Raw genomic sequence first — 21841 nt, forward strand, 5'->3', positions numbered from 1 at the left:
TAAAAATCTAGATTTTGACGTAGAAGAGGAAAAAATATTATCCACTAATTCGAAAGAAATCAATATTAACTTAAAAGAAATAAATAAATTAGTAGAAGAAAATATAATTAAAATGTTAGAAGCAAGTGGAATGAATAAAACGGAGATAGCGAAAAGTCTTGGAATAAGTAGAACTGCATTGTGGAAAAAAATACGAACTAAAAATACAAACTAAAAATACAAACTAAAAAGAAGTGTTAACTAAAAGAAACACCATGTTTAGAAATATAAACATGGTGTTTCTTTATATGTCAAAAAACATTGATATTGCAAGGATTTACTACTTGGCATGATTATTGCTATAAATAAAGTATAAAGGGGGTAAAAATATGTCTATTCAATCATTTGATGAATTAATTAAGAGGATTCAAAATTGTAATGAAAAAAAAATAGTAGCGGTAGTGTCTGCAGACGACGAGCATACACTAGAAGCAGTTATCAGAGCAAAAAAATCTGGAGTAGTAGAACCAATCTTAATAGGTAGTAAGAAAAAAATAGTAGAAATATTAGAGTCTTTTTTAGAAAATGCTGACTTAATATCTGTAATTGATGAAAATGATCCAAAGAAGGCTGCACAAATAGCAGTAAAACTTGTTCATGAGAATAAAGCTGATTTTATCATGAAGGGAAAAATACAAACAGCAGATTTAATGAAAGCTATTGTAAACAAAGAAGATGGATTAAGAGCAAATCGAGTTATGTCCCTTATGGTGTTACACGAGATGAAATCTTATCATAAACTTTTGGCTGTAACTGATGGTGGGATGAACCTTAATCCTAATCTAGAGGAAAAGAAACAAATTGTTGAAAATGCAGTAGATTCTTTACGTTCTATGGGGTATGAAAACCCAAAGGTTGCAGTACTATGTGCAGTAGAAAACGTGAATCCCAAAATGTCTGAGACAATTGATGCAAACGAACTCAAGAAAATGAGTGAAGCGAATGAAATACAGAATTGTACCATTGAAGGACCTATATCCTATGATTTAGCCATGAGCAAAGAGTCAGCTAAATTAAAGGGCTACAAAAGTGAAGTATCAGAAGATGCTGATATCTTAGTAGTACCAAACATGACAGCAGGTAACATACTTGGAAAATCTTTGGTATATTCTGCAGGTGCTAAAATGGCCGGAATTATACTTGGGGCAAAAGTACCTATTGTATTAACGTCTAGAGGTGCTAGTTCAGAGGAAAAGTTTTTATCTTTAGTCATATCAGCTTCTGCTGTTAATAAAAATGGAGGTACTAAAATATGAAAAAATTAATGACGGGAAACGAAGCTATAGCAAGAGGAGCCTACGAAGCAGGTGTTTTATATGCTTCTGCTTATGCAGGTACACCAAGTACTGAAATACTAGAAAACATTGCACTATATAGTGATATGAAAGCAGAGTGGGCGACAAATGAAAAAGTCGCACTTGAGGCTGTTTGTGGAGCATCTATTGCTGGAGCTAGAGCTATAGCAGCGATGAAACATGTAGGCGTAAATGTCGCATCAGATGCACTTTTTACACAAGCTTATACAGGTGTAAACGGAGGCATAGTACTAGTTACAGCAGACGAACCAGGACAACATTCCTCACAGGATGAACAAGATAATAGAAATTATGCTCCATTTGCCAAAATACCGTTGTTTGAGCCTGCAAATAGCCAAGAATGTAAAGATATGATTAAAATTGCTTTTGAGGTCAGTGAGCAATACGATACACCTGTATTAGTTAGGATGACTACAAGAGTCTGTCACTCTAAAGATATTGTTGATTGTGTAGAGAGAGTAGAAAAACCAATTATAAAGTATGAAAAAAAGCTAGAAAAATATGTAACTGTACCAGCTTTTGCAAGAAAAAGAAGAGTAGTAGTTGAACAAAGGATGCATGAGTTAAAGAAATATTCAAATGCTACAGATCTCAATTTTATTGAAATCAATGATACTAAAGTTGGTGTGATTGCTTCAGGAGTTTGTTATCACTATGCAAAAGAAATGTTTGGGGAAAATGCATCTTATTTAAAAATTGGATTTGGATATCCACTTCCAGACGAGAGAATTAAGGAGTTTGCGTCAAAAGTTGAAACCATATACATAATAGAAGAAAATGATCCGATTATAGAAAATTTTGTAAAGGTGTTAGGCATAAAATGTATTGGTAAGGATATATTTCCTTCATATGGAGAAATGACACCTGATATTTTAAGAAAATCAATTGATGGTAAAACCAAGGATTTAATTGAATACAACCAAGACCTTATTGTAAATAGAGCACCTACACTTTGTGCAGGATGCCCCCATAGAGGAGTTTTCTATGAGCTAGGAAAAAGAAAAGATATCGTTATTGCTGGAGATATTGGTTGCTACTCTTTAGGCTTTGCAGAACCGTACAATGCAATGGATTTTAATGTATGTATGGGGAGTGCGTTTAGTTCAGGACATGGAGCACAACAAGTATTTGATATGCAAGATGAACATAATAAGAGAGTTGTTACCGTGCTAGGAGATTCAACGTTTTTTCATACTGGAATAAATGGGCTAATTAATACAGTCTACAATAAAAGCAAAACAGTAAATTTAATATTAGACAATAGAATCACAGGCATGACTGGACATCAAGAAAATCCTGGATCTGGATATACCTTGCAAGGGGAGCCAACACAAGTTATTGATATTGAAGGATTAGTAGTATCGTGTGGGATAAAACACATTAAAGTCATCGATCCGAATAATTTGCAAGAGACTAAAGAGTCTTTTAATTGGGCTTTAGGCATAGCCGAACCATCTGTGATTATTACAAGATGGCCTTGCGCATTAAAAAAATTCTCTATAGAAGATAAAGAAGAATTTCCAGGAGCATTTTCAACTAAATACAAAATTGATCAAGAAAGATGTATTGGATGCAAGAAATGTATTAAGACTGGTTGTCCTGCAATAGCTTATGATAAGAATATCAAAAAATCTAAAATCGATAATGTACAATGTGTTGGTTGTGGAGTTTGCGTGCAGGTTTGTCCAGTTGAAGCGATTAGAAGGGTGGAAGAATAAATGACTAAAAATATATTATTAGTTGGAGTAGGCGGTCAAGGAACAATACTAGCTAGTAAATTGTTGACATTGGGATTAATGGAAGCTGGCTATGATGTAAAAATGAATGAAATTCACGGAATGAGTCAAAGGGGAGGTTCTGTATCATCACAAATTCGATATGGAGATAAGGTAGAATCACCAGTAATTGAACTTGGAGGGGCTGATATATTAGTATCATTCGAAAAAATGGAAGCCTTGAGATGGTTATCGTACTTAAAGCCAGATGGAAGAGTTGTAGTTAATAACTACGAAATAAATCCAATGCCAGTTCTTTCAGGCAAATCTGATTATTCTAAAGATATAATTAAAGAAATTGAAAGTAAAGTAAGTACTGCTATCGTAGATGCAGCCAATAAAGCAATAGAACTTGGAAATGCAAAAGTTATGAATGTGATAATGCTTGGGTCGATAATAAAACTTATGAATCTAGAAGAAATAAACTGGGATAAAATACTAGAAGAAAATGTAAAAGCACAATTTATTGATCTTAATATGAAAGCGCTTAAAGTGGGGATAGATTTGGTATGATTTCAAGATACGTTATAAAAATTAGTAAGTCTTATACAGGAGAGATTATCTGGACTATCATACTTGCTCTTTGGGTGTTCATGTTATTAGTACCAGTATCTAGAAACATATTCATAGAATTTACGTCTATTCATCCATATATAAGTGGCTTTATAAAGTTTTTAATATTAGCTACATTAGGTGATTTGGCAGGAAATAGAATTATCAATGAAACATGGGCAGTTAACACGGGAACACTCTTAAAGGGTATTATTTGGGGGATCATTGGTATAATGATCGTTCTTGTATTCACCATTTTTAATGGTGGTGTAATAGCAGCACAAGCCGCATCTAAACTACCAGGAGAAGGCTCCATGTTTCTGACTGCACTACTTACAAGTGTAATTATGAATCTTACCTTTGGACCTATTATGTTTCTGTTTCATAAGTTTTGTGATACGTATATTGATATGAGGGTGGTTTTTAAAGAGGGAAAAATTTCTATAAAAAGCGTTATTGAAAGAATAGACTTTTACAATATGATCAGTTTTTCTTTCTTTAAAACCATACCATTGTTTTGGATACCCTGTCATACCATAGTATTTTTATTGCCTGGTGTATATAGAGTTGTGGTTTCGGCATTTTTATCAATTGCATTAGGTTTATTACTTGCAGTGAGTAAAAAACAAAAGTCTAGTGTAGGAGGAGTAGCTATTGAGTAAACTATTAATAATTAATCCTGGTTCTACATCTACAAAGATTGCAGTATACAACGATACTGTTCAAGAATTAGTTGTAAATATTGAACATAAGATTGAGGAACTTGAAAAATATTCAAACACAATATCACAATACCATATGAGAAAAAACAGCATTATTCAAGAGCTCAATCAAAGAGGATACAAATTGATGGATTTTAATGCAATAACTGGTAGAGGTGGCATGTTGCCCTCTGTTAAATCTGGAGCTTATGTAGTAAATGAAACTATGGTAGATAGATTAAAAAATAATCCAACATATGAACACGCATCAAACTTAGGTGCTATACTTGCCTACGAAATTTCAAAATATATAGGAGTAAATGCTTACATCTATGATAGTGTGAGAGTAGACGAAATGAATGATGTAGCAAGGATTTCTGGCATGCCAGAAATCCCTAGGACCAGTACCTGCCACGCACTCAATTCTAGAGCTATGGCAATGAAGGTGGCTCAAAAATATGAAAAAAGATATAAAGATCTTAATTTTGTGGTAGCGCATCTAGGTGGAGGTATTAGCCTTTCTGTTCACGAGAAAGGTAAAATTGTAGATATAATGGCAGATGATGAGGGTCCATTTTCTCCTGAGAGAGCAGGGAGGGTACCCTGTAAAGATTTGATTGACCTGTGTTATTCAGGCAAATACGATAAAGAAACGATCCATAAAAAACTTAGAGGAAACGGTGGGCTAAAAGCTTATCTCAATACCAGTGATGCAAGGGAAGTGGAAATATTAATTAAAAATGGGAATGAAAAAGCAAGATTAGTATATGAAGCCATGGCATATCAGATATCAAAGGGAATAGGAGACATGGCTACTGTATTGTCTGGCGAGGTAGATTATATTGTTATCACAGGAGGGATCGCTTATTCAGAGATGTTAACAAACTGGATATTAAATAGAGTGAAATACATAAGTAAGGTTGAAATTATGCCAGGTGAGAATGAAATGGAATCATTAGCACTCGGTACAATTCGAGTTCTTAGAGGAGAAGAACAGGCCAAGGAATATATTGAGATATAAAGAATAATTAGAAAAAAATATACTAAGGGATCTGAAGTAGTCTTTTCAGATTCCTTTACCTTTTTGCTCATCCTCATTATTATAGATTAAGTAAAAGAACCAAATGAAGTCATGTCGAAGAACTACATGTTAAATAAAGGTTGATAAATCATTTGATAATTGATTGCTTTGTAATACAATTGTGTGAAGGTTTTCATGCATTAATCTAAGTTTTATATTCATTATAAATATAAAACTATAAATATATAAATTATTGCCGATATATCTTAAAAGGTTTAACATAAGATGAAAGGTGTGGTTAAAATAAAGGTAGATAAAATTAGTACTGAATATAAGACTAATCTTACAATAAAAAGCAATAACGATGTTGAAGCCTTTAAGAATAATACTTCATTTCTGCTAAGTCAAAAAACCATATCTAAAAATACAGATGAATTATTAGATATTAGTAGTGTGTCAGGAAAAATAATAGATACTATAAAAATTGATCATACTTCTCAAGAGATAAAAGGAAGTAGTATCGAATTTATTAAAAATTTTATTCAAGGGAAGCCTCAGGTAGTAATTGAAAATATTAATATTAGAGATGATAATTCGTTGGAAATATTCCTAAAGGATGGAAATGTAATATCTATTAAAAACATGAAAGAGTTTATCTCTTATAAAGAGGCATTAGACCTAGTAAATCCTTCAAAATCAGATCCTCCTGTGAAAGAGTTAAATATTAAGATAATGAACAATATCAAGTCTTATATTCTTATTAACGGAAAAGAAAGTAATGAAAAATTAAGTGATTTAAGCTTTAATAAACTAATGAATAAAAATTCTAATTCTATGAATAATTTTAAGGGATTAATGGATGAATTTATACTCATTGATAAGCAAGCTAAGGCAATAATTATATATGTTCCATTATTAGGTTTTGCATATTTAGGCAATAGCAATCTTGAAAGGATACTATATCACTTGCCTTACTTGTCATCATTACATGGATACAGTAATAAATCATTAATATATAGTGTGTTTAGTAGATATAACTGGAGAGCGATTATTATTTCAATTTTATTATTATACGTCATTTTCAAGGTGTTAACGTAATATACATAAGATATCAAAACTAGAGTTATTATTATAGTATAAAGGAACCTAAAATAAATTAGGTTCCTTTATAGAGTTGTTGGAAAATTTTAGCTATTAGATGGTTTCCAAGAACTCTTTAAGTTTAAAGTCAAATTAAATACTAGGTTATTTTTAGTGCTGTCTTTTGAGTCCACTACAAAGTAACCATTTCTCACGAACTGAAACTTATCTCCTGAATTTGCGTTTGCTAATTCAGGTTCTAAATATCCTTTTATTACTTTTAGTGAATCTGGATTTATATTGTTTAAAGGATCTGGGTTATCTTCATCATCATCAATATCATTATTATCATTTAAAAGATAGTCGTATAGCCTGATTTCTGATTCAATGCAGTTTTGTGCACATACCCAATGTAAAGTCCCTTTAACCTTTCTACCTGTAAAACCACTACCTGATTTCGTCTCAGGGTCATATGTGCAGTTAAGTTGTATAATCTCTCCATTAGCATTTTTTATAACTTCATTACATTTGATAAAGTATGCTCCCATTAATCTTACTTCATTTCCAGGGAATAGCCTAAAGTATTTTTTAATAGGCACTTCCATAAAATCTTCCTTTTCAATGTAGATTTCTCTGCCGAAAGGTATCTTTCTTATTCCAAGGCTTTCATTATCTTGATTATTGTGCATATCTAACCATTCTATTTTATCTTCAGGATAATTTGTAATAACTATTTTAATGGGATCTAAAATAGCCATGAGTCTTGGTGTTTTTAACTTTAAATCATCTCTAACAAAGTGTTCAAACATTGCAATGTCAACGATACTATTGGATCTTGCTACCCCAATTTCATCACAGAAATTTTGAATGGCCTCTGGAGTAATTCCTCGTCTTCTCATACCAGAGATAGTCATTAAACGTGGATCATCCCAACCATCTACAATGCCCTTATCTACTAAAGTTTTTATAAACCTTTTGCCTATAATTGTTCTACTTAATTGCAACTTAGCAAATTCAATTTGTTTAGGTCGTTGAATCTTAAAATCATCTAAATTTTCAAGTAACCAGTTGTAAAAAGGTCTATGATCTTCAAATTCTAAAGTGCAAATGGAATGAGTGATGCCCTCTATTCCGTCTTCAATAGGATGTGCATAGTCATACATAGGGTAAATACACCAGGTATCGCCTGTATTGTGATGGTGAGTGTGTAAGATTCGATATATAATAGGATCTCTCATATTGATATTAGGACTAGACATATCAATTTTTGCACGCAATACTTTTGAACCATCTATAAATTTCCCATCTTTCATTCTAGTGAATAGCTCTAAATTTTCTTCTATACTTCTATTTCTATAGGGGCTGTTTTTACCAGGAGAAAATAGAGTTCCGCGGTATTGTCTTATTTCATCAGGAGATAGATCGTCTACATATGCTAAATCTTTTTTAATAAGTTCTAAGGCGTAAAGAAACATTTTGTCAAAATAGTTTGAGGCAAAGAATAATCTATCTTCCCAGTCAGCACCAAGCCACTTAATATCTTCTTTGATAGATTGCACATACTCTTCATCTTCCTTGACAGGATTGGTATCATCAAAACGCAAATTAAACTTGCCATTATACCTTAAAGAAGTATTGTAATTTAATAGTATAGATTTGGCATGTCCAATGTGAAGGTATCCATTTGGTTCAGGAGGAAAACGCGTCAGAACCTTATTATTCTGATATATATTATTCCTTATATCTTCGTCTATTATGTTGTTTATGAAATTAGTTCCAGTTGGTTCACTCACAGAATCACTCCTTTTATATAACATATTATATTTTATATTTTTAAAATAGACTTAACAATTTAATAGATTTGTATAAAGTCTCTAACAAAAAGCTTCATTGATATTTGTACTAATGATAATGTCTGAGATGTATATTTAATTATAAAAAAAACCACGATAGTTGAACTTAAATTATCAAAAATATAGGATAAAATTAAATAAAAAACATTTTCCAATCGTATTTAGTTAAAGATACTTGATTATAAAGCCTTTTGAATGCAACATTAGGGTTCCCTAAGGGCTAATCATTATTTTAACATATTGGTGAATAATCTACTAATATTTTATCTTTAAAGTTACAATTTCTTATAAGAAGTATTTACAAGAGTATTAATTATTTTAGTCAATAGAGAAGTCATAACCATAGCCATTGCTATACTTACAATAGCTAGTATAGTAATAGATCCAGATTCAGATGCTCTACCATTATTTTGTACTAAATTCAACATTGTACGATATAAACCTATCCCTGGTACTAAAGGGATAATAGCAGGTACAGTAAAAATAGTAGCGGGCATTTTCAAGAGTCGCGCAAATATTTCGCTAAATACAGTAATGAAAAATGTTGCAGTAAAATAGGCGATTATTGGACTTTTTGAATCTGAAGAAAGTATTTTAAATAGTATATAACCTACTCCACCTAAAAGAGAACTAAGTAATATACCTCTCATAGGTGCTCTAAACAAGATAGCAGTAAAAATAACTGCTACTACACAAATAAAAAATTCTCTTATCAAGATATTGACTCCTTTCTTAATCAGAAATATTTAAGATATATATAATTAAATATTAGAGTCCATAATAAATAGAAAGAATTGCACCAACACCGAAAGCTAAGGCAATAGCTACTGTTAAAGCTTCAGCAGCTCTAGCAACACCAGACAATAAATCGCCACGCATTGCATCTCTAATTGCAGTTGTCATAGCTAAACCGGGTAATAATGGTGTCATAGCCCCTATAATAATTATATCAATATTACCTATCTTAAAAAAAGAAGTTAATGCTATAGAGCAAATAGAGATTATAGCCCCACCAATGATACTAATTGCAAAATTAAATATATCATTAATTTCAATCAAATTAAATACTAAATGAACGAATATGCCACAAAAAGCCGCTGCAAACAGATCAAATATAGTTCCTTGTAATAGTAGTGCGAAAAAACCGGAGGAAACTGCAGCTGCTAAAATATAAATAAATTTATTATGATTTTCTGCATTATGTAACTGCTCTAGCCTCTCTATTGACTCTTGAATATTTAGTTGACCTTTGACTAGTTTTCTCGATACATCATTTACATTATGAATTGCAGCCAAGTTGACAGTTCGATTTCTAATTCGTTTAATTACTGTATTTACTTGACCATTATTATTTGTAACACTAATAAATATACCAGTAGGTATAGCTATTATATCTGTTTCAAGACCAAGTGATTGACCAATTAAAGAAACTGTCTCCTCAGCCCTGTAAGTTTCTCCACCATTTTCAAGTATGATTTGTGCACAAAGTTTTGAGAGGTTGGATACTTCAATAATATTAATAATATTCTTCATCAGTTATCTCCAGTATCTAATATGACATAATCTATATAGTTAGTATATGGCAAGTTACTAGTACCATTCACAATTTAAGAAAACACAAGATATTATGATAATTATGTCTATATTATATGAAAATAAGGTCTACAATATTTAATAAATTGAATAGCAAAAGGTTAAGAATCTACTTAAATGATTGTATGAATAAGAAAATTAAAATAGATAGTTAGATAAAAAATATAAAATTCTACAAATGTATAAAAATCACAAATTCTTCACATAATCTATATATTAGTGCATTAGGAGGAATATGAATGATTGATTACGAGGGTTTTAGTAAGGCTTTAGGTAAATTGCATGAGGAGGAAGCTTTAAGACTTGCACATGAGTTTATTAATAGCGATCCAAATGAAGAAGAAGAAAAATTATTTATGAAAGCAGCACAAAATGGTATAGATACAGTAGCAGAGCAATTCGAAATGAGAAAGTATTCTGTTGGCGAACTCATATATGCAAAAGAAATATTATCTCAAATAATGGATATGATATTACCTAAGATGCATGCAGTGGAAAGTTAAATTCAGAAATTTAAACACACAAGACATTGTTAATTAACAATGTCTTGTGAAAAAAAGTTATTACATATTGTTATTTTTAGCTTTATCTTCATAAGAAAGTATCATACGTTTGACCATTTCTCCACCTATGGAGCCAGCTTGTTTTGAAGTCAATTCACCGTTATAACCTTCTTTTAAGTTGATATCAAGATCTCTTGCACATTCAACTTTAAATTGTTGTAAACCAGATTTTTGTGATCTTCTACTCATGATTGCACCTCCTTTGTATAATAATAGTTTGTAATAAATCGAACATAATAATCATGTAAATTATAGTATTTGCACTATAATTTTCTAATTATCGCGAAGTAATGAGCCAAGTGGCTGTTTGCAGACATTTGGCGACTACCGCGTAACCGCGAGAAAATCGCAAAGCGTGTTTCTTGTGGTTGCATAAATAGTTAGAATAAATTATTTTTATAGGATTGGTCCTTGTAAAACTAGATATAATTTATAATTAAAAGTGTACAAGTTTCAAAATTTGACAAATTTTCTCTATTATTTCATATAACATAATAATAAATATTAATATTGGTAAAAATATGAATAAAATTGTATGTCATAATGATAATTTATATTATAATATTAAATATTAATGATTTTAGTATATTAAATTGGTATATTATAGATATAATATCAGTAGTTTTAAATAGCTAGTATTGATGAAGGAGTGTAGTCATGGCTAGTAATATTATGATTGTCAACAATTACAAAGAAAAATTATTAATAAAGGATATATTAGAGGATAGGTTAAAAGAAATAGCAATTTTTAATCTTGAATATCTAGATAATCTGATTAGTGAATTAATAATTAATAATATTCAAGTATGTCTTTTATATATTAATGATAAGAGTGATGTTAAAGTACTCCAAGAAATAAAAGAAAATCCTCATGTTATGGACTTGCCTATTATTATTTGTAGTGAAAATTTGAATGTTGATATTATGGAACAAACTCTAACACTTGGAGCATATGATTACCTTGTTACACCTAAAGATGATGAGATATTAGAAAAACTATTTTGTCTAAAGATTCAAAATGCGATAAACCATATAAAAAGATATGAAGAAATTATATATTTAAGTTATCATGATGAAATGACAGGTTTATATAATAAGAGATTTTTTAAAGAAGAGATAAGAAGATTAGATACTAAAAGGCAATTACCAATCTCAGTAGTTGTAGGAGATGTAAATAGCTTAAAGATGACAAACGACGTATTTGGACATCATATAGGCGATAAAATTATAGTAGAAGTAGCAAATGTTTTAAAGCAATTTTGTAGGAAGGAAGATATTATTGCTAGATGGGGCGGAGATGAATTTTATATACTACTACCTAAGACTTCAAGAGAATTAGCGAAGAGTATATATAAAAGAATCCAAAGTTCATGTCTAGATCATATATTTAATAATATACCTATAAGTGTTTCATTAGGATATCATACAAAAGAAAATGATGATGAAAATATTGACAGCACAATTAGAAGAGCAGAAGAATGGATGTATAAGCATAAATTAGAACAAAGCAAATCTTTTAACGCTAAGATGATTAAGTCATTTAAAGACACTATTACAGCAAAAAATCCTAAATATCATTTATATAATGATGCTAAATATGAATTGGTTAAAAAAATGGGTAGCAAACTTAGTTTAACTGAAGATGAGTTAGTGATACTGAAATCATTAGTTATGTTTGCAGATATTGGATATATTACTTTACAGGAGAGCATTATTAATAAAAAAGAAAAGTTGAGTACAGAAGAATGGGATGAAATAAGAAAACATACAGAGATAGGATATAGAATTGCAAAAGCGTCACCTGAATTAAATAATATCGCAGATTACATATTGTACCATCACGAAAGATGGGATGGTAAAGGTTATCCACATGGATTAAGAGGTGAAAGGATACCACAGTTATCTAGAATAATATCTATTGTGAATGCATATGATGCAATGATAAGCGTGAGACCTTATCGAAGAGCTTTTAACAAAGAAGAAGCCATTAGCAAACTATTAGAGGGAGCTGGATCTCAATTCGATCCTTATTTAGTTAATGTTTTTTTAGATACATGTGCAATTTCAGAAAATCGCGCTTTTACAGGCACTTAATCTCCCATTTACATCTTAAATCTTGAAGCGGGAGCAATACCCAATTTACCTTGCCTGAAAGGCAAGAGAAATAAAGTTACTTACTTATATCTTCCATATAAATGTGGAAGATATTTTTTTTATTTAATTCTAAACATTGATTTGTATGAATGAAAATGAATTCTTTGAAAAAACTAAGGTCATACTTTTAAAAAAGAGGAGATATTATGTGAAACAAGAAAAATTAAAAATATATAGAGATAAACTTGTAGCTGAAAAAGATAGAGTCCATAAACTAATGGAAAAAATGAAAGAAAATAGAGTATCTGATATGTATGACGAAATGGATCAAGAGCTCTCTACATTTGACAATCATCCTGGTGATTTAGGCACGATTCGTAGTGACATTGAAAGAGGAGCTTATATAAAAGATAATGAGATAAGTATATTAAGAAAAGTTGATGAAGCACTACATGCAATTGATGAAAATACTTATGGCTTTTGTAAAGAGTGTGGTAAGACAATTTCTGAGGAAAGATTAGATTTAATTCCTTATGCTACAACCTGCGTAAATTGTCAAACAAACTAATAGTAATATATAGTAACTAAATAAATACATAGGCGCATTTTTTGCGTCCTATGTATACTTACTGCATGTAAATGTTTATTCTGATAAAGAATATGGCAATGTACTCTTTTATAGGATATACTATAATACAAATTACATTTGAAAGGTGAATTTACATGTTACATGAATTTTCTAGGACTGAATTAATAATAGGAAAAGAAAATATGGAAAAATTGAGAAATAGTAAAGTAGCTATATTTGGTGTAGGTGGTGTAGGTTCTTTCGTGGTTGAAGGATTAGTTCGTTCTGGTATAGGGAAATTTGTTCTTATTGACGACGATAGTATTTGCTTAACTAATCTTAATAGACAATTACATGCTACAAAAAAAACTATTGGTAAGCCTAAAGTAGATGCTATGAAAGATAGAATTTTAGAGATTAATCCAAAAGCCGAAATTGCTACATATCAGGAGTTTTATTTGCCAGGTCAAGGAGAAAAGTTAATATTTGACGATTATGATTACATAGTTGATGCAATAGATACAGTTACTGGAAAATTAGATTTAGTAGTCAATGCTAAAAATCGGAACATAAAAATTATAAGTTCAATGGGAGCTGGAAACAAATTAGATCCAACAGCATTTGAGGTATCAGATATATATAATACATCTGTATGTCCACTTGCAAAGGTTATGCGCAGAGAACTAAAAAGAAGAGAAATATCATCTCTTAAAGTTGTATACTCTAAAGAAATACCGATTAAACCAACAGGTAATGAGGATGCAAGTTGTGCAGTAGGTTGCATCTGTCCATCAGGCACAACTAGAAAATGTACAACTAAACACCAAATACCAGGAAGTATATCTTTTGTACCATCAGTAGTTGGATTAATTATTGCTGGAGAAGTAGTTAAAGACCTAATTAAATTATGATTATTTTAATTTAACATAGATTAATTAAATCAAATATTTTACAATTAATGAGAAAGTGCTTCTTTTCTGATGTTTAATATTGTATAATATTAAGAAAATTATTGATAACAACTAGGGAGCAAAATAAGTATTTGAGGAGAATATATTATGAGAATGAATTATATTAAAAAAATACCATCTATTGAAGAGATTCTTGAACGGACACCTTTGCCTAATCATATTAAAGAGATAAAACAAAAAAGGGATATTGAAATTACTAATATATTTGAAAGTAAAGATGATAGATTTATTTTAATTATTGGGCCTTGTTCTGCTGATAATGAAGATTCTGTATGCGAGTATATTAAAAGACTTGCACAAGTTCAAGAAAAAGTGAATGATAAGATCCTTATTATACCTAGAATATATACTAATAAACCTAGAACTACTGGGATTGGCTACAAGGGCATGGTTCATCAGCCTGATCCACAAAAAGATCCAGATTTGCTTGAAGGTATTAAGGCAATACGTAAATTACATATTCGATCGTTAACTGAATTTCATATGTCTGCAGCAGATGAAATGCTTTATCCTGAGAACTATACATATTTAACAGATGTGTTAGGATATATTGCAATAGGTGCACGTTCAGTTGAGAATCAACAACATAGGCTTACAGTTAGTGGTGTAGATGTACCTGTAGGAATGAAAAATCCCACTAGTGGCGATTTTTCTGTGATGTTTAATTCAATATTAGCTGCACAATCGAGTCATAATTTTATATTTAATGGTTGGGAAGTTGAAACTTCAGGAAACCCTCATAGTCATGCCATTTTACGAGGAGCCGTTGATTCTTACGGAAGAAATATACCAAATTATCACTATGAAGATTTAGCATACATAGCTAAAGAATACGAAAAGTTAAACTTAGCAAATCCAGCAATTATTGTTGATACAAATCATGCAAACTCTATGAAAAAGTATTATGAACAACCAAGAATTACCATGGAAATTTTATTAAATATGAATTATAATCCTCTATTGAAAAAAATGATAAAAGGATTGATGATAGAAAGTTATATAGAAGAAGGAAACCAAGGTATAGACGGTTGCAAATACGGAAAATCTATAACTGATGCATGTCTAGGCTGGGAGGCCACAGAGAGGCTTGTATTTGACATAGCTGAGAAACTATAGGGTATAGGAAGCGTATTATCTAAAACTAGTCTTATGGTGGTATATAGCTTTGTAAAATGCAATAATTAACTACGTACTAAAAGAGTAAACAATTTCAGGTGAAGTTTGATGTAATAATTGGTAATTAGTTTGATTTCATAATATAGCATATTAAAGAGAAATATTATTTTATTAATATTTCTCTTTTGTGTAGGAAAGATAGTGGACCATAACTAAACACATAACAAAAGATACTTGCGAATACAATTACTTAAAGTAGATTTGCTACAACATACACTTTTATAAAAATATGAAAAATAATAGATATAAAAATTAAATTAGGGGTATAAAATATTAAGGATTGAAAAATACAATAAATATGGAGTTGTTAAAATGAAAAAGATCGTATTACTATTATTTATGACTTTAATAATAAGTGTCACCATAATAGGATGTACTCCTGATACTGAAGAAATTATTGATGGAGTAGATGAAGATATAATTGATCAGCCAGTAGATGAAAACAATAATGATAAACCAAATGATGATAGGATTACTTCAAGTGGTACATTTGTCGGTTTTGCTGATAATAATTCCTTTGAGGTTATTGATGATCAAAATGGTTATATAGTGTTCTATAAGAATGGAGCCTATGAAGATTATAGCAGTTTAAATCTAAATGCTGGTGATCGAATTAAAACAATTTACAAAAGAGAAAAAGAACAAAACCATGTAGAAAAAGTGGAAGTATTAAGCCAAGTGGACCAAGAAATTAACTTGGTTACCAAAAATGTTAATTATGTTGGATTAATTGATAGAAATAGTTTTGAAGTTATAAGCGACGACGAAAACATAGCCCTTAGATATTTATCAGCAGAAGATAAAATCGAAAGTTTAGATATAGACAGTAATGATTTGATTGAAGTTACTTGGTATGAAAATGAAGAAGGTCAGCTTATTGTACTTTGGATTGAGTTTGATTAGAAATTATAGTATCAGCATGGTCAAGAACAAAATTATTTAAGGGCATTTGCAGATAATTGCCCTTAAATTTAGTAATGAATTAAAACTACTATATATTATTTATAGATAAAGGATAATTACATACTTAAGTTTAAGGATACAATCTTCTATTTAGCAGATAGTTGAAGCAGTAGCCCTAGCCCACTCATCGATTTGTAGTAATTTATCTAAGTCTAAATTGTAAATTATATCGTGCTTTTCCATAACCCTTTCAACAATTTGTGGAATTTGTATAAAATCAATTTTCTTCTTTAAAAAGTTTTCAACTACTATTTCATTTGCAGCATTCAATACAGTAGGCATACTTCCTCCTAATTTTATCGATTCGAAGGCCAAAGCTAGACACCTAAATGCTTCAGTATTTGGCTTTTCAAAGGTTAAAGAACCGATTTCTGCAAGGTTTAAAGATTTAATCTTATTGTTTATTCGAGCTGGATAAAACATTGCTAACTGGATAGGAATTTTCATATCAGGATATCCTAATTGTGCTAATGTACTATGGTCTACATATTCTACTAAGGAATGTATAATGCTCTGAGGATGTACTACTACTTCAATCTGTTCGGGGTCTAGTTCAAACAGCCATTTTGCTTCAATTACTTCTAGCCCCTTATTCATAAGAGTAGCAGAATCAATCGTTACTTTTTTGCCCATAGACCAATTTGGATGTTTTAAAGCTTTCTCTACGGTAACATCTTTTAACTCCGTTAGACTTTTGCCTCTAAAAGGGCCTCCCGAGGCTGTGAGAATAATCTTATGAATATCTTTTTCTCTATTACCCATCAGACACTGAAAGATCGCACTATGTTCACTATCTACGGGATATATTTTAATGTTTTTTTCTCTGGCTTTTTCCATTACTATATGACCACCAGATACTAAGGTTTCTTTATTGGCTAAAGCAATATCTTTGCGTTTGTCAATTGCTTCTAATGTAGGGAGAAGACCGACCATACCGGGCACAGCTGTTAAAGTAATATCTGCATCATACAGAGAAGCAACATCACATAATCCATTTAATCCAGATAAGACTTCTATTCTTTTACCTAAGCGCTTCTGAAGTTCATATGCTTTATCAGGATTCATTACAGCAACAACTTTTGGTTGAAATATTTTAATTTGCTTTTCTAATAAATCAATGTTTTCATTTGTAGTTAAACCTACAACTTTTAATTTGTCGGGATTATCAGTTACTATTTCTAAAGTCTGTGTCCCTATAGAGCCGGTAGAACCTAATATACTAACGTATTTCATAATTAAACACTCCTTACATTTTTATTAATTATTGCATAGTTTTTTTAAATTAATTTTATATTATCTATAAGGTCTTATATACTACATGAACATTTATATTTTGTTTGTGGTTTCCAAATTGTTCTCCAAAAATCATTATACCTCTAGAATTTTTAGCATGCTTCTTTATACCGATTTTAATCGATATAGTATTGTCACTTACTATTAATTCTTTAATTTTTAGAGCACTAAAGATTTTTTCATTAATATATGTTCCAATGTTATCAACTTTAAAACTAATTAATTCGCCATGTTGAGGTTTGTCTATAGGCCACCATGATGGTGTTAATATACCTTTATCGCCAAAGTAACCTTCGCTTGTATATGTGCCTAATTCTACACTATTAATCCAAAGACTAATATCAGAGGGCCAATTATTGTTAAAAAACATATGTTCAGAACACATTTCAAAAGAAACATTCAATGAATCTAAGATATTATCACCAATATCTATTGGAATATCATAAGTTATGAAACCATCGTTAAACCAAAGAACTTCACATTTGTTTTTTTCGTCAGATGAAAATGAGCATAAGGCATTTCCTTTTTCAATAAGTTCATTTGCTGATGCCATTCCATAAGAGGAACTAACTTTGAAACTATTATAACTACCTAATTTAACGTCAATAATTTTCTCGGTTAACTGTAAATCAGTACTAGGATTTTTTTCTATTGATGGGAAAAAGTCTGTATCCACAATATTATAAGTTTCAGTTTCTTCATCAAAAAACTTTAGGGTTAACTCCCGATACTTTAGAGAACATATCTTTTGTTTACCGTGTTTACCTGATTTTGATGTACAAATAATTAGACCACTTTCTTCAAGTTTTTGAATATTAACCGTTACAGTAGGCATAGGCATTTTTAATGTTTTAGATATATGATTTATATTATAATCACCATCTTTTAGCAAATCTAGAATCTTCAATCTATTATAATTTGATAAGGCTTGGGCAATTAATTCATATTTAAAAATGTCGTGAGTAACAAATTTATCCATTTTAGTTCGTTCTCCTTAAATTGCATCTCATATTGCATAGTATATTTTTTTATCAATCAGTATATATAAATATATCATAATTTCGAGTATAAAGTTAGTTTATTACTAATGTTAAATGTATAAAAAAAGTGTTTCTATTCTCATGAAGTTATGGTAGACTGGTTAGTGTAAAAAAAATGTAACAAGAAGTTTACTATTGTATCTAATATGTAAATGATCTTGGAGGTGTAAGATTGGAAAATACTCATTTAACTAATGAAGAAAATGACCAGGATCTCAAGGGAATCAAATTTTTAAAACAAATCAGTCCAATTAACAAGTCCAATATAGTTATTAACTTTAAATTAAAACTAATTAAATTTATTCATATCTTAATGAACCCTAAATTAGCTATAAATGAAATTGCGTTTAGATATGATCGTTTTGTTGGAACTGTAAAGCACAAATTTCAAATATTTTATGAATTTAAATTATTAAAGTTTAAAGAATCATCACTTAATAGTTGCCATAACGCTATGTGTATTATAGCTAAATATAAGAAGCAATGTATAGTAACTAGTTTATTAATTATTGTATTAGTTTTAGGGGTATCTATATATGATGCGAATATAGGTTATCAAGTTAGTTTTAATGGTCAAGATATTGGAATTGTAAAAGAACAAAAAGTATTTGCTCAGGCAGTTGGTAGAGTGAATAGAGAGTTATCAAGTTGGTATGGCAATAACATTGTATTTCAACAAGATATTGCTTTCGAAAAGACTTTTATTAGAAAAGATAAATTATTATCAAATATTGATGAGAGTTTAAAAGCAGTCTATGATACAAATATTGATTTAGCTTTAGAAGGTGCAGTTATTATTATTGAAGGTGAAGAAATAGCTAGCTTTAGTAGTAAAGAAGATGCACAACGCGTAATAGATGGAGTCTTATCACCTTATGTTAAAGAAAATAATAAATCAAAACTTATAGAAGATCCCGTAATACATGAAGATTATACCATTGAAGAGAAGCTAGTTAACTATGGTAGTATTAAAGAAGTAAATCAAGCTATCGCTCTTATAAGTCAAGGGACAGAAGAAATTAATCAATATAAAGTTAAAAGTGGTGATACATCTTGGGATATTGCAGTAAATCGTGGTGTAAATATCAAAGATATAGAAGATGCTAATCCTGAAAAAGATATAACCAGTCTTAGAGACGGAGAGCTTATAAATCTTGCAGTGGAAAAGCCATATTTAACTATAGAAACTGTTAAAGAAGAGGTTAAAGAAGAAAAAATTAACTATGAAACAGTCTACAAAAAAGATTCATCTATATATATTGGTAAGACAAAAGTAATATCAGAAGGTGTACAAGGTATTAAACAAATAACTTCGATAGTAGAATATGAAAATAATAATCAAATTTCTGCAGAAATTATTGATGAAAAAGTTATAAAAGAAGCACAAGATAAAGTTATAGCAAAGGGCACAAAAGCATTACCTCCAGGACAAGCAAAAGGAAGCTTTAGATTACCTACATCTGGAAGAATTACCGCTATTAACAAACCAGGGAGTCATAGCGGTGGTAGAGCAGTTGACATTGCTAATAGGGTTGGAACCAATATATATGCTGCAGACAGTGGTAAAGTTACACTAGCAACTAACAGAGGTAATGGATATGGCAATTACATTGTAATAGATCATGGAAATGGTTATTCAACACTATATGCTCATTTAAGTTCTATAAGAGTATCTGTAGGAAATAGAGTCTCTAGAGGTCAAAATATTGGTGGCATGGGTAGTACTGGCAATAGTTCTGGAAGTCATTTGCATTTTGAAGTAATTAAAAATGGATCAAGGCAAAAAATTACTAATTATTTTAATTTATCTAGAGGAAGAACTGTCTCTCCATAAGATAGCAGAAAAAGCCGTTGAAAATATACGGCTTTTTTTTATACAATATCCAAAAGTTCTATTTCTATTGTTTAAATTTTAAATTATTATTATAATAGTATGAAACTATGTGTAATTATATCCGAAATTAAGATTATAAACGTAAACAACGACTATTATGTCGATTTGTTGGAAAGGTACAAAATGAAAAAAAATAAAACAGAAAATTTTAAATTTTTTAACAATAGCAAATGTGAATACTTTCCTTGTCACAAAACTGACTTATTAGAAAATTTCAACTGTCTATTTTGTTATTGTCCTCTTTATGCTCTTGGAGATCAATGTGGTGGTGATTTTTCTTATACTGAAAAAGGAATTAAAAATTGTTCAAAGTGTTCAATTCCTCATAAAAGAGAGTGCTATGATAGAATTATTGATAAAATGGGTGGGATACTAGAGATAGCTAAGAAAAAATAGCAAGAATTAATTAATAAATTTTTAGAGCTAGTTGTTGAAAGGAGTATTGAGTTGGACGTAAGAATGATTGCAATAGATATGGATGGAACTCTTTTATACTCGAGACATGAGATTACTAATAGAGTTAAAAATGCTGTTATTGCCGCAGCTAAAAAAGGTGTAAAAATTGTTTTATCTACTGGCCGGATTTATACTTCTGCTAGGTATTATACTAGATTGATGGGTATTGAAACACCAATAATAACTTGTAATGGAGCTTTGATTAAAGAAGAAAATAGATTGATTTACAAATGTCCTATTCCACAGTATTCACTTAAAAATGCACTATCCAAATTATTGGAATACAATGATGTTTATTATCAGTTATATAGTGAACAAACTTATTACGCAAAAGAAGAAAGTGAAACAGTTAGACAATATCGAAAATGGAACGAAGATCAGAATATAGATGATAGAGTAAGTATTAAAATTATGAATAACCCTATGGATATGATAGATGAACCAGATGAGCTGTTGAAGATGTTTTTATTACAAACTGGGGTTCTAAAGGAACGATTTGATCAACTGGTAAGTGAGATGAATCAAATTAATGGTATATATTGTGTGTCATCCTTACAGAATTCTGTGGATGTTATAAATAGGGATGTTAATAAAGGAAATGCACTTAAGTACTTAGCAGATCAATATAGTATTAATTCAGAAAACATCATGGCAATAGGTGATAATTATAATGATTTAGAGATGATTGAATATGCAGGATTAGGGGTCGCTATGGAGAATGCTGAACAACCTGTAAAAGATAGTGCAGATTATATAACAAAATCAAATCTAGAAGATGGTGTGGCTATAGCTATAGAGAAGTTTGTGCTTTAATAGAAATATTGAGTTTATACATTTATAGAGATGTTTACCCTAATGAAACTTTATAGGTGAGACTATCGACCAAGGAGGAA

Annotated in this window: 22 protein-coding genes; 16 read left to right on the forward strand and 6 right to left on the reverse strand. The window is 30.3% G+C overall.

All coding sequences use genetic code 11. The annotated features are described in order from the left end of the window. The 7 genes from GC105_RS07765 to GC105_RS07795 all read left to right on the forward strand — a co-directional run. Nucleotides 1-214, forward strand: a 214-nt coding sequence (locus tag GC105_RS07765; protein WP_152803396.1) for a helix-turn-helix domain-containing protein, incomplete at its 5' end; no start/stop codon positions are given. Between the two features lie 154 nt (nucleotides 215-368). Beyond that, nucleotides 369-1295: a bifunctional enoyl-CoA hydratase/phosphate acetyltransferase gene (locus GC105_RS07770; RefSeq protein WP_152803398.1), complete on the forward strand. Its 927-nt coding sequence runs from the start codon at nucleotides 369-371 to the stop codon at nucleotides 1293-1295. Then, complete coding sequence (gene iorA, locus GC105_RS07775) at nucleotides 1292-3073, forward strand: indolepyruvate ferredoxin oxidoreductase subunit alpha (RefSeq protein WP_152803400.1); 1782 nt, start codon at nucleotides 1292-1294, stop codon at nucleotides 3071-3073. The genes GC105_RS07770 and iorA overlap by 4 nt, the downstream gene beginning before the upstream one ends. Continuing rightward, nucleotides 3074-3643, forward strand: coding sequence for an indolepyruvate oxidoreductase subunit beta (locus GC105_RS07780; protein ID WP_152803402.1), 570 nt, complete (start codon nucleotides 3074-3076; stop codon nucleotides 3641-3643). Further along, on the forward strand, nucleotides 3640-4344 hold the full coding sequence (locus tag GC105_RS07785; protein WP_152803403.1) for a hypothetical protein: 705 nt from the start codon (nucleotides 3640-3642) through the stop codon (nucleotides 4342-4344). Before GC105_RS07780 ends, GC105_RS07785 begins: the two co-directional genes overlap by 4 nt. Next, complete coding sequence (buk, locus tag GC105_RS07790) at nucleotides 4337-5404, forward strand: butyrate kinase (RefSeq protein ID WP_152803405.1); 1068 nt, start codon at nucleotides 4337-4339, stop codon at nucleotides 5402-5404. Before GC105_RS07785 ends, buk begins: the two co-directional genes overlap by 8 nt. A gap of 285 nt (nucleotides 5405-5689) precedes the next feature. After that, entirely contained in the window at nucleotides 5690-6502 is an 813-nt protein-coding gene (locus tag GC105_RS07795; protein ID WP_207706959.1) for a hypothetical protein, read from the forward strand. 89 nt (nucleotides 6503-6591) lie between these two features. Here the strand turns inward: GC105_RS07795 and GC105_RS07800 are convergent, their stop codons facing one another. From GC105_RS07800 to GC105_RS07810, 3 genes are all read right to left on the reverse strand, one after another. After that, nucleotides 6592-8301, reverse strand: coding sequence for a glutamine--tRNA ligase/YqeY domain fusion protein (locus GC105_RS07800; protein WP_152803410.1), 1710 nt, complete (start codon nucleotides 8299-8301; stop codon nucleotides 6592-6594). A gap of 311 nt (nucleotides 8302-8612) precedes the next feature. Further along, complete coding sequence (locus tag GC105_RS07805; RefSeq protein ID WP_193708328.1) at nucleotides 8613-9053, reverse strand: threonine/serine exporter family protein; 441 nt, start codon at nucleotides 9051-9053, stop codon at nucleotides 8613-8615. A gap of 52 nt (nucleotides 9054-9105) precedes the next feature. Beyond that, on the reverse strand, nucleotides 9106-9870 hold the full coding sequence (locus GC105_RS07810; protein ID WP_152803414.1) for a threonine/serine exporter family protein: 765 nt from the start codon (nucleotides 9868-9870) through the stop codon (nucleotides 9106-9108). 299 nt (nucleotides 9871-10169) lie between these two features. On the opposite strand from GC105_RS07810, the gene GC105_RS07815 reads away from it, so the two are divergent. After that, on the forward strand, nucleotides 10170-10433 hold the full coding sequence (locus GC105_RS07815; RefSeq protein ID WP_152803416.1) for a B12-binding domain-containing protein: 264 nt from the start codon (nucleotides 10170-10172) through the stop codon (nucleotides 10431-10433). Nucleotides 10434-10493: 60 nt separating this feature from the next. Here the strand turns inward: GC105_RS07815 and GC105_RS07820 are convergent, their stop codons facing one another. After that, nucleotides 10494-10682: an alpha/beta-type small acid-soluble spore protein gene (locus GC105_RS07820; RefSeq protein ID WP_152803418.1), complete on the reverse strand. Its 189-nt coding sequence runs from the start codon at nucleotides 10680-10682 to the stop codon at nucleotides 10494-10496. Nucleotides 10683-11150: 468 nt separating this feature from the next. Here GC105_RS07820 and GC105_RS07825 point away from each other — a divergent pair, with 468 nt between their 5' ends. From GC105_RS07825 to GC105_RS07845, 5 genes are all read left to right on the forward strand, one after another. Then, complete coding sequence (locus tag GC105_RS07825; RefSeq protein ID WP_152803420.1) at nucleotides 11151-12587, forward strand: diguanylate cyclase domain-containing protein; 1437 nt, start codon at nucleotides 11151-11153, stop codon at nucleotides 12585-12587. Between the two features lie 208 nt (nucleotides 12588-12795). Next, nucleotides 12796-13155 carry a TraR/DksA C4-type zinc finger protein gene (locus tag GC105_RS07830; protein WP_193708329.1) on the forward strand — a complete coding sequence of 120 codons (360 nt, stop codon included), beginning with the start codon at nucleotides 12796-12798 and terminating at the stop codon, nucleotides 13153-13155. Nucleotides 13156-13310: 155 nt separating this feature from the next. Continuing rightward, the gene (locus GC105_RS07835) at nucleotides 13311-14066 is read left to right on the forward strand and encodes a tRNA threonylcarbamoyladenosine dehydratase (protein ID WP_152803424.1); all 756 of its coding nucleotides are present in this window, start codon (nucleotides 13311-13313) and stop codon (nucleotides 14064-14066) included. Between the two features lie 147 nt (nucleotides 14067-14213). Next, nucleotides 14214-15242: a 3-deoxy-7-phosphoheptulonate synthase gene (locus GC105_RS07840; protein WP_152803427.1), complete on the forward strand. Its 1029-nt coding sequence runs from the start codon at nucleotides 14214-14216 to the stop codon at nucleotides 15240-15242. Between the two features lie 372 nt (nucleotides 15243-15614). Further along, nucleotides 15615-16205, forward strand: coding sequence for a hypothetical protein (locus tag GC105_RS07845; protein WP_152803429.1), 591 nt, complete (start codon nucleotides 15615-15617; stop codon nucleotides 16203-16205). A 150-nt stretch (nucleotides 16206-16355) separates the two neighbouring features. Here GC105_RS07845 and GC105_RS07850 read toward each other — a convergent pair whose 3' ends face one another. After that, nucleotides 16356-17498: a 1-deoxy-D-xylulose-5-phosphate reductoisomerase gene (locus GC105_RS07850; RefSeq protein ID WP_152803431.1), complete on the reverse strand. Its 1143-nt coding sequence runs from the start codon at nucleotides 17496-17498 to the stop codon at nucleotides 16356-16358. A gap of 64 nt (nucleotides 17499-17562) precedes the next feature. After that, entirely contained in the window at nucleotides 17563-18537 is a 975-nt protein-coding gene (locus tag GC105_RS07855) for an ArsR/SmtB family transcription factor (RefSeq protein WP_152803433.1), read from the reverse strand. Between the two features lie 233 nt (nucleotides 18538-18770). Between GC105_RS07855 and GC105_RS07860 the strand changes: the two genes are divergently transcribed. The 3 genes from GC105_RS07860 (at nucleotide 18771) to GC105_RS07870 (ending at nucleotide 21761) form a co-directional block, all read left to right on the forward strand. Beyond that, nucleotides 18771-20432: a M23 family metallopeptidase gene (locus GC105_RS07860; RefSeq protein WP_152803435.1), complete on the forward strand. Its 1662-nt coding sequence runs from the start codon at nucleotides 18771-18773 to the stop codon at nucleotides 20430-20432. A gap of 183 nt (nucleotides 20433-20615) precedes the next feature. Further along, complete coding sequence (locus GC105_RS07865; protein WP_152803437.1) at nucleotides 20616-20888, forward strand: cysteine-rich small domain-containing protein; 273 nt, start codon at nucleotides 20616-20618, stop codon at nucleotides 20886-20888. 51 nt (nucleotides 20889-20939) lie between these two features. Next, nucleotides 20940-21761, forward strand: a complete 822-nt coding sequence (locus GC105_RS07870) for a Cof-type HAD-IIB family hydrolase (protein ID WP_152803439.1) — start codon at nucleotides 20940-20942, stop codon at nucleotides 21759-21761. The last annotated feature ends 80 nt before the right edge of the window (nucleotides 21762-21841 follow it).

It is taken from the genome of Alkalibaculum sporogenes (assembly GCF_009362815.1).
Classification (GTDB): domain Bacteria; phylum Bacillota; class Clostridia; order Eubacteriales; family Alkalibacteraceae; genus Alkalibaculum_A; species Alkalibaculum_A sporogenes.

Excerpts from the sequence above, each read along its gene's own strand:
- GC105_RS07785 (WP_152803403.1), top strand. The coding sequence starts at position 3,640 with ATGATTTCAAGATACGTTATAAAAATTAGTAAGTCTTATACAGGAGAG.
- GC105_RS07795 (WP_207706959.1), top strand. The coding sequence starts at position 5,690 with ATGAAAGGTGTGGTTAAAATAAAGGTAGATAAAATTAGTACTGAATAT.
- iorA (WP_152803400.1), top strand. The coding sequence starts at position 1,292 with ATGAAAAAATTAATGACGGGAAACGAAGCTATAGCAAGAGGAGCCTAC.
- GC105_RS07815 (WP_152803416.1), top strand. The coding sequence starts at position 10,170 with ATGATTGATTACGAGGGTTTTAGTAAGGCTTTAGGTAAATTGCATGAG.
- GC105_RS07820 (WP_152803418.1), bottom strand. The coding sequence starts at position 10,682 with ATGAGTAGAAGATCACAAAAATCTGGTTTACAACAATTTAAAGTTGAA.
- GC105_RS07865 (WP_152803437.1), top strand. The coding sequence starts at position 20,616 with ATGAAAAAAAATAAAACAGAAAATTTTAAATTTTTTAACAATAGCAAA.
- GC105_RS07800 (WP_152803410.1), bottom strand. The coding sequence starts at position 8,301 with ATGTTATATAAAAGGAGTGATTCTGTGAGTGAACCAACTGGAACTAAT.
- GC105_RS07810 (WP_152803414.1), bottom strand. The coding sequence starts at position 9,870 with ATGAAGAATATTATTAATATTATTGAAGTATCCAACCTCTCAAAACTT.
- GC105_RS07840 (WP_152803427.1), top strand. The coding sequence starts at position 14,214 with ATGAGAATGAATTATATTAAAAAAATACCATCTATTGAAGAGATTCTT.
- GC105_RS07855 (WP_152803433.1), bottom strand. The coding sequence starts at position 18,537 with ATGGATAAATTTGTTACTCACGACATTTTTAAATATGAATTAATTGCC.
- GC105_RS07845 (WP_152803429.1), top strand. The coding sequence starts at position 15,615 with ATGAAAAAGATCGTATTACTATTATTTATGACTTTAATAATAAGTGTC.
- GC105_RS07780 (WP_152803402.1), top strand. The coding sequence starts at position 3,074 with ATGACTAAAAATATATTATTAGTTGGAGTAGGCGGTCAAGGAACAATA.
- GC105_RS07835 (WP_152803424.1), top strand. The coding sequence starts at position 13,311 with ATGTTACATGAATTTTCTAGGACTGAATTAATAATAGGAAAAGAAAAT.
- GC105_RS07850 (WP_152803431.1), bottom strand. The coding sequence starts at position 17,498 with ATGAAATACGTTAGTATATTAGGTTCTACCGGCTCTATAGGGACACAG.
- GC105_RS07825 (WP_152803420.1), top strand. The coding sequence starts at position 11,151 with ATGGCTAGTAATATTATGATTGTCAACAATTACAAAGAAAAATTATTA.
- GC105_RS07770 (WP_152803398.1), top strand. The coding sequence starts at position 369 with ATGTCTATTCAATCATTTGATGAATTAATTAAGAGGATTCAAAATTGT.